This window comes from Paenibacillus sp. P4_A9 (genome assembly GCF_056402415.1).
Genome location: NZ_JBFUHL010000109.1, coordinates 1 through 8,605, shown reverse-complemented (window position 1 = coordinate 8,605; position 8,605 = coordinate 1). Strand labels below are relative to the sequence as shown.

Annotated in this window: 4 protein-coding genes and 1 pseudogene; all 5 read right to left on the bottom strand. The window is 46.6% G+C overall.

All coding sequences use genetic code 11. From position 1 onward, the window contains the following. A pseudogene (locus AC1DVJ_RS28880) lies at positions 1 to 989 on the bottom strand (hypothetical protein); the annotation flags it as partial. Between the two features lie 17 nt (positions 990 to 1,006). Next, complete coding sequence (locus AC1DVJ_RS28875) at positions 1,007 to 3,463, bottom strand: glycoside hydrolase family 38 N-terminal domain-containing protein (RefSeq protein WP_477595986.1); 2,457 nt, start codon at positions 3,461 to 3,463, stop codon at positions 1,007 to 1,009. A 50-nt stretch (positions 3,464 to 3,513) separates the two neighbouring features. After that, positions 3,514 to 3,693, bottom strand: a complete 180-nt coding sequence (locus AC1DVJ_RS28870; protein WP_477595984.1) for a Spo0E family sporulation regulatory protein-aspartic acid phosphatase — start codon at positions 3,691 to 3,693, stop codon at positions 3,514 to 3,516. A gap of 60 nt (positions 3,694 to 3,753) precedes the next feature. After that, on the bottom strand, positions 3,754 to 5,712 hold the full coding sequence (locus tag AC1DVJ_RS28865) for a heparinase II/III domain-containing protein (protein ID WP_477595982.1): 1,959 nt from the start codon (positions 5,710 to 5,712) through the stop codon (positions 3,754 to 3,756). 165 nt (positions 5,713 to 5,877) lie between these two features. Next, the coding region (locus AC1DVJ_RS28860; RefSeq protein ID WP_477595980.1) for a fibronectin type III domain-containing protein at positions 5,878 to 8,605 on the bottom strand (2,728 nt) is incomplete at its 5' end.

Here is an 8,605-nt window from a genome sequence, read left to right as displayed (position 1 = left end):
CGATGAATTAGACCGGGATTGAATTGAATACTTTCAAAGGAATCCGAAAAATTAACCACTTTGCCGCCAGACAACGTGCAGAATTGAGGGAACTCCGAGATGGCTTTCACCTTTTCATCCGAAAGAAGCGAAATTCTTCCGTGCGTAATCTCTTTCAATAATTCAGCGAAATACACAAACCATGAGAAACCGAACGACCAATACGTAGGTCCTTCAGGTGTTGCCCCTTCCTCATCAAAGCCCGAGAGGTAACCGCGAAGCACGCCAATTACTCGCCAGAGCATGCCGGCCAGCTTCTCCCTGTCCTCAACTAAATAGATGGCTGCCGCTCCAATACTTGATGCGCACACGGCAGGCCAATTATTTGTTTTCAGCTCCCAGTTTTGCGGAAGTGGACTATGGAAATAGACTTGAAAAATACGTCGTTCGATTTCCTCCTTCACGCGATGTACGACCCATGGATGTAAGCGATCTCCATGCAGGCTGAYAGCTTCTGCTAGATGACATGCGCTGTACGCTGCAAACAGATCCACGGTTTCACGAGGCGGAACTGGCTGATCCCAGATACCATTTGGATAATCGTTATGATATAACCCCACATGCTCAGGCAATACCCACGTATATTCATTGCACACGCTCCACATCGTATTGTTCAGACCCGTCATCCATTCTGTTCGATCCTCCGTCATGGCAAGCATGCTGAACGTGTGGATTCCGGCAAACAGATGTCTGAACTTGGATCCAAATTTATTGACATCACCCGTATCGCCAAATACGGTGAATTCAGAGAACTGCGGAGATCGAGCAGGCTCTTGGATTAATTGTGCTGCTTGTTCTTCCAACTTGGCCCAATAATCAGCATACTTTCTATCCGCTCTTGCCTTCCTCCACCGTTCCGGAGACTTTGTTTCTGCAAATAGGGAACGAGGTAAGTGCTGCGTCTCCTCCAAAGCATTCTTAAGCTGTCGAAATGTTAATTGATTAAGCATAGTTACCTCTTCTCTCCTTATTCACAACGATAGCAGACTAGCCCTGTATTGACAGCATGACAATGACGGATGGACTCTTCGGCTGATTGACGCTCATTTCCCCAAAGAATGCTGTACTTGAACTCATAAAATCCGCCCAATGTAGCTTTGAAGTTGGTTTCCCAGTAATTTGTCATGGTCCAGGCGTAGGGCAAATGAGGCCCTTTGGCTAAGTCCGGATGTCCCTGAAGCAATATCCGATGATGTTCTATTGGTCCCGTTTGCAGAAGCGGTGTATCTGGCATAGCGACTGCCACCCAATTATTTTTCCCCGTAAAACAGAACCCTTCTTGTATGCAATAAAAATCTGTTCCTGTTCCAGGCAGTTGTTGTTCATGCGGCTTTACGACGATGCCTGTCTTCTCGACCCACAGTTCTTCCCCGCCAAACGGCAGCGAAATATACAGATTTTCGGGTTCCCACACACTATCTTTATGCAATCGAACGGATACATCCACTCTCGATGAGTTGGCGTAGGCAGTTAGATGAACAGCGTAATAGCTGGTGCCCGCGACCTTATATGCCAATTCCACAGTCGCAAATAACGAACCCTTATAAATGATCTTCGAGCCGATTAATTGCCCTGCGGAAATAACTGCATGATTCCCTTTACGATTCCGTCCAGTCGCTCTCCGTACTGGAATCATATCTTCATGGCTGTTGACAGATGTAACGTCATAGACGGGAGTGAATGGAGCATGCTTCAGATCGGCACGCAACAAATCATTACCGGACCGTTTATCCAGCCACCTGACGATGCCTTCACCTTGTTTCCATTCAATTCGCACGAATGGCGTTTCCAACAGCGATCCGTCAAGCAATATCGCATTTTCGTTCGCATATGGGCCATGCAGTTCAACGATCGGAGCGATGTCTACTACGCGATCCGAGCCCATCAGTTGAAAACTTGAAGTGGCTGCCTTGGACATGTCTGCTGGCTTCGGAATAAGCTCAAGATGCTTTTCTTCCCCAACCTTCATTGGAAGCTCCACAACTACGACATTTCCTCGACTAGCCAAAATCACTTGATGTTGATAAATTTCGCCTGTGTGAACATCCTTAACTTCAAGACCTTTCGCAATGAGAGAATACTCCCAAAAGTCAACATACAATTGAGCATAATCCCTTGTATCCACATCTGATGTATTGATCACCCGATATCGCATCGGTCGCTCAGGGTAGAGCAGCGCTTCCCCCCGGACTTCAAATACATCATCATATAAGGTCATGATGGCTTGATGGGCCTGCGTCGCCATTCCTTCTTTTCTAGCACCTAATTGAAGCACCATATTATTCCACGGTTCTCCAATGGAGGTTGAATAACCCCACGTATGCTCCGCATACAACGTCAATAACCGTTCCGCTTGGGCAATTCGGTCAGCGGTCGCAATCTCACCCGTCGGATCAAGTCGCTTGATTACTTGCAGTTTGCGTTGCGCATCGCGGAATAACTGTGTATATAGCGGAGTGGATGCAACGCCGTCAGACCACCAATCTGGCCAATCGCCTTCATATTCCGGTATGGAGTCAGCTTCCTGTTTCACTCTTTCGAAGAACGGCGTAAGTGTCGTCAATTCCAGTTCAATCTCGTCACCGTATTGCTCATTCCACTCACGGATATAATCCATGAGTACCCCATTAGGTGATGCGTTGTCCGTCATCAAGCCGGATACCATCATCGGTACGAACGTATAAGGATAACCCTCGTCTTCCAAATTGCGTAAATAACGGAACAGCCTCGCGGTACTGATTTCTTTATGGTTTTCCATAATGGCAGCATCGACATTAAACTCGTCAGTCATGACATAGGTGCCTAACGCTTTAGGCATGAGTCCTAGCTCATTGCCCATATGGTAGTATTCATTATTCCAGACAAGTAAGCGATCCCCCTTCGGAGTCTTCCACCAGAATGGCATCTGCTTGCGACCGAGAGGGAATATGCCATGGTGCGGATGGATACAGGTGAGAAAATGTTCGATCCCTGCATCTGCCATCGTTTGCGCATAACCCCAACTTAAGCCGTTAATATCAGCAATCATAGCTGACTTGACTGGAACTCCAATTGATTGGCCATAGGCTACAGGACGATTAATCATGGATTTCAGAACATCGCCTGAGATCAGTTCAGTTAGATTCAAATACGTGCCGGAAAGCTCGATATCCCCCTTGCGGATGGCATCTTCAAAGGTTTTGATTTCATCCTCGGTTGCAATGGCTAGAAACTTCTCAACCTGCCAGAAGGTTTCGCAAACCCATCGGAACCCGTTCCATTCGGCACGTTTGCCCGAACTAATATCTTTCAAAATCCGAACAGCTTGCCGAATGAAATCGCCATGAAAGCGTTCAATCTTCTCTTGTCTCTCTGTATAACCGATATCGGTGTGTGAATGATGAATAACGTACATCTTCCATTTTCTCGTGAGTTTATTTAACATTTGCATTTCCTCCTAGTCTAATCGTTAGCGATATGGTGGATACGGTATACTCAAGGCGACGATAATCGCCTGAGGTCGGTTTTTGACTGATACTGATCGATCAAAGTATCAAGCTGTTGACTCATCTTGATAACAGGTGGATGTAGTAGGTTAAATTTATTCTCCTTAACGACTTGTACTAATTGAAGTCGTAACTGCTCTATTTGTTCTAGTAGCTCTTCAATATTCATCTTGAAACTCCGTTCTAAGTTGGTTTTTATTCCCGACTGATCGTGTGAATTGATATTTAGTTAATAAGCAATCTCAAATCGGAAATGACATATAATGGACTCGCTCATTTCTTTACGAGTTAGTAGCAAGCGATAAAACATTCTTTCGGTGGCAGGATGCGCTACCGTCAATTGTTCTTCCACTTCAACCTGCCACTCGTTTGCTTCAAACGACATCATAACTGCTCCAATCGAGACTTGGCCCGGCCCCTTCTGCTGCGGCTCAACACCGCAAATGAATACTTCTTGGAAAGAGGAAGCTGGTTCATGCAACACGACTTGGTCTGTCAGAATAAGCTGCGAGTTTTCGTTCTCTGGTCGGCGCCAAAAGAACTGCCGAGTAAATCGCTGTAAAGAGGGGCACTCATAAGCTGCCGATAAATCCAGCTCAAAATGCAGCTCGTCTTCGGTTATGTTTTGATTTACGATTTCTGTCTTGTACTTTTGGCCAAAGCCTTGTCTGCAACCGTTAATTATCGGCACAGAATGTCCATGAGAACCTGGTTGAATCATTTCATACCGATGTTCGGGCTGGAAATACTGCCTGGTATACACGCCAATGCCAATATCAGCGAGCACATTAACTCCGCCTACATGCAGAATGAAATGCCCCAAATCATTATGATTGTGCGGTTCTTGGTTATGACCGCCCTTCGCTGCGAATGCTGCTAAACTCCCATTCGTCTGCCGAACCTTCGAAATTACCCACTGATTCCCAGTGAAAATCCGCTCCTCCACCCTCTTTTGCTCTTCGGCAGCAGGAGCTGCTACAGCAGCGGGTTGATCCGACGACCAAAGCAATAGTCTTGTCGCTTCAACCCAAGAAGCCCGAAGTTGGTTGAAATGAAACGCTTCTGGCGGTAAGTTAACGGATGGGAATGTTTGGCGCAAACGATGAAAAAGCCCGGTATAGAAACGAATATCTTCAGCGGCGTCGGAGAAATTGACTACCTTGCCGTTCGACAGCATGCAGTAATGCGGGAATTTCGCAATCTTCTCTATTTTAGGCTCAGCAAGCAGATTGATGCGTCCGCCAGTGCGCTCCTTCAGCAATTCGGCAAAAAATACAAGGTGCGCAAAACCAAACTGCCAGTATACCGGACCTTCAGGAGTCGCTCCCTCCTCGTCAAAACCTGATACATATTGGCGCAAAGCGCCAATTACGCGCCATAGCATGCCACCAAGCCGTTCGCTGTCCTGAGTTAAATAAATTGCTGCGGCGCCGATGCCGCTTGAGCAAACCGCTGGCCAGTTATTCGTTTTCAACTCCCAGTTTTGCGGAACAGGATCATGGAAGTAAACCTGAAAGATGCGGCGCTCGATCTCCGCCTTGGCACGAAAGACTACCCAAGGGTGCAGACGGTGACCTATATGGTAGATGATTTCTGCCAGTGCGAATCCGATTCCAGATGCCTGCAGATCGATCGTTTCACGGGGCGGAACCGGCTGATCCCAAATTCCTTTCGGATATTCATTGACATACAGCCCGGCATGTACGGGCGGTACCCAGGAGTATTCATTGCACACGGACCAAATCGCATTCTCAAGCCCCTTTATCCATTCTGGATTGTCGTCCGTCATGGCAAGCAAGCTGAAAGTGTTCAGCCCCGCATACAGCTGACCACGTATATTCTCAAAGTTAATATTGTCACCCGTCTCACCGAATACGATATAATCAGAAAATCGAGGTAAATGAGCTGGATTCTCTTGGATACGTGCAGCCTGTTCCTCAAGTCCTTCCCAGAACGATGAATAGCGTTCGTCTTTTCTAAGCTGCATCCACCGTTCGGTGGATGCGGCTTCTGGGAACAGCTTGTGCGCTTCAGGCTGTGATTGTTCCAAAGCATTTTTCAATTCGCGGAGCGTTAATGTACTAAGCATGAATAAGATCATTCCTTTGCTATTTTTGTGCGGATTATATCGTCCGGTAAGCGACGGTACCTGTGTTAATAGCCTGGCAATTCTCGAGTGGACGTACATGGTGAAACAAACGCGATCAGCGCCTTAGCCCCTGATCACGTTTGCAGAAGTAGAAAGTAAGCTTACTACTGAGGAGATAACCGCTTTCCTTGAAGAAGGCGGTTATCTCGCATAAGCATTTGGAATTAATGCACCGTAATTGTCGAACAATTTATTTTTTTCTTATTACTTGCCGGATTGATCATGAGGGACTGTGACAGTAACAGATTCAACCGTTTTGTTGCCAGCTTTGTCAGTTGCCGTGTACGTAATGGTATAGATGCGCGACTTCTCCGCACGCAAGCTAAAGGAAGTGGCCGCTGTGCCGAAATTGGCCTGGATATCGCCTTGACCGCTATCTGGTTGATTGCTCGTGATGGAGGTTAATACCACGGATTCAACGCCCGATGTAGCATCACTAGAATTCAACGAGGCATTGATCGTCACCATTTTATGATTAGCTGGCCAAATCGACGTCTTATCTAACTGGACGGAAAGCGCTGGAGCTGTCTTGTCAACTTTAAATACGACCGTTTTGATACCCTCTACATTGCCTGCCTGATCCTTACTGCGGTATCCGAACTCATAAGTACCGTCACCGAAAATTGGAATGGAACCGGTGTAAACGATCCATTCTTCACCGCCATTCACTTGGTACTCCGTTGTTACGGAGCCTCCGTAAACGCTGGCGCTTACAGATAAGCTTACGGTCACATCCGTCGTGTACCAGCTGTTCGTGCCATTAGGCGCAGCCGGACTTAACGTTGCGGTGGTTACTGGAGCTATTTTATAAATGTTGCTTACCGTAATGCTGGTTACATTCGATTCATTTCTTACTTCATCAGTTCCTCGTGCATACACGGTATCATTGTCGGAAACAACCACTGGACCGGTGTATGCTGTCCACTCGCCGCTTGCTCCCACTTTATATTCCATCAACGAAGCGTCTGCCGGGTAGCTGATCATTACGGTGACGCCTTGGTTGGTCGGCGCTGTTGTATCTACAGCCAAGGTTGCATTGATAGGTGCTATGTGATCGATATTGCTGACCGTGTAGTTAGTCTCATTCGATACATTGCCCGCAGCATCCGTTCCTCTTGCATAAACCGTGCTGTTTTCGGAGATAACCACTGGAGCGCCGTATGCCGTCCATTCGCCGTTTTCTCCTACTTTGTATTCCTTCACCATCGCATCGTCCGGATAGCTGATCGTTACGTTAACGTTCTTATTGGTTGGTGCTGTAATGTCAGCTGACACCACGGCTTCGAGCGGTGCAATGCCATCTGGCGTTCCAATGGCTTCATTGGAACTACGGCTTTCTCCAACTGAATTGTAAGCGCTTATCGCGAAATAATAGGCGGTTCCATTTTGAAGTCCCTCTATGGTAGTGCTGCTTACATCACCAACAGGAACCGTTGACGTGTATACGCCGCTTGCTGTTCCATACTTGACTTTGTATCCAGTTGCTCCGAAAACGCTGGTCCAATTCAAGGTTAGCTTTCCGTTACCGGCTGTGATATTGCTCTGAGTCGGTGCTGTTGGAAGATCCTTGATGGAGATGTCATCAAAATATCCCGTAAAATTATTGGACTGCCAAAAATCTCCGATAGCGATGCGATTGAAGCTCGTTACACCAGTCGGTGAGGCAATGAGCACTCCATCGATATACATATCGAGTTTGGTACCTGACGTGTAATCAAACTTAAATTCGTGCCAGCCGGTCGTACGGGTCACACTAGTGGCTGTATAGGTACCTCCGACACGAATTGAATATTTGGTTGTGGAAGTCGGCGTATTGACAAAGATACCTCTGGCATTAACACTGTCGTCCACAAAAGCACCAATCTGCCAACTCTTTGCGGTATCTGTATCGTAGAACCACATGGAGACGACTTTATTTTGAGGAGTTTCAAAGTTTTGCTGTAACGCATCCTGGTCTTCATTGACTAAGTAGCTATTGGAGCCAGAACGAGCTTGAGTGGAACTCAGCGATGGCGTACCATACACCTTCACCCAGTTACTTAATCCGTTCTCAAAGTTCTCAAGAAAGACTGCAGACTCAACATTTACAATAAAGCTTCCGGTCACTGTGTTGTTGTCACTATCTGTGACAGAGCAATTTACAGTAGTCAGGCCAATTGGGAAGATCGAGCCAGATTGAACAGATGTTGTTACAGTCAATGGACCATCTTTTTTGTCATAGGCACTGACTGTAAAGTTTACAACAGCATTGGGAGCAGTTGTTGCCACTGTAAGATTGCTCGGCAATGTAAGTCTTGGCTTCTCATCATCCGCCCACTCTGTTATACGCACATCATCGAAAAATGCCGTGGATGCTTTGCTATCCGCTGTCCAATCACCCATTGCAATCAAATTGAAGCCCGTTATTGCATTCGTTGATGCCACAAGGATATTATCAATATACATAACCAAGCCCTGGCCGGATGAGTAATCCCATCTCAGATCGTGCCATCCTTGTGATCTTGCAACTGAAGATACAGCCCATGAAGCATTGCCAAGCTTAAATGAATAATTAGCCGTTGAAGTTCCCGTCATGACGCCTAATCCATACATAGTGTTAACATCGCTCCAGGTGTTATTATCAACACGAGCAACAGCAGTCTTGGCTGTAGCCATATCATCGTAGAACTGTAGAGACGCAGTCTTGTTATAGCTTGTAGGGAATACCTTGTAGATCACATCCCTGTCCTCATTTACTTCATAGCTTCCGCTGCCTTCCAAGAATGTGGTTGTGTTTACCTTCGGAGTACCCAATGCACTTCCAGTTCCTGTTGTCCAGTTTTCCCAAAAAACATCATCCAAGCCATCCTTGTATAAATATCCGGTTGGATATACTGGACCCGATACTTTCTCAGCAACCYCGAAACCATCTACAAAGGCATAGTAATTACCG